The organism is Campylobacter sp. 2018MI34, from assembly GCF_016598975.1.
Taxonomy (GTDB): domain Bacteria; phylum Campylobacterota; class Campylobacteria; order Campylobacterales; family Campylobacteraceae; genus Campylobacter_D.
Window position 1 is genome coordinate 1 of sequence record NZ_JAENKS010000067.1, and the last position, 621, is coordinate 621.

Sequence of the window (621 nt, forward strand, 5' to 3'; positions counted from 1 at the left end):
AGTGGAACAACAATCAATAATTTTACCAATAGTGGAACTATTCAAGGTGGTGGAAATTATGGAATAGGTTTAGCTAGTGGAACAACAATCAATAATTTTACCAATAGTGGAACTATTCAAAGTAGTAATACTAATGGTATTAATATCGCAGCTAATGCTAACATAAATACTTTTACTAATGAAAGTGATGGAAGTATTATTGCTTCTAGTGCTAATGCTAATGCTATAAATTTTACACAAGGAAATTCCATTTCTACTTTTAAAAACCAAGGAACACTTATAGGTGGAAGCAGTAAAGCTAGTGTTAGTATAGGAGGTAGTAGTGGCGGTGGTTCTACTATAGAAACTTTTATTAATGAAGGTATTATAGGAAATGGTTCTTCTAAATATGCAATCACAACTTGGGGAAAATCTGATAATAAATCTACAATTAATAATTTTAGCAATAGTGGAACCATTCATTCGAACAATGGCGAAAGTATTTATCTTGGTAATACAGAAATTAAAACTTTTAACAATAGTGGAATTATAAACACTAATAGTACTTTTGGAGTAAATATAGCTAGTGGAACAACAATAGATAATTTCACAAACACTGGAACTATAAAAAGCACAGGAACT

The 621-nt window shown here is 30.3% G+C and carries 1 pseudogene; it reads left to right on the forward strand.

Going from position 1 to position 621, the window contains the following annotated elements:
* A pseudogene (locus tag JG676_RS07745) lies at positions 1-621 on the forward strand (hypothetical protein); the annotation flags it as partial.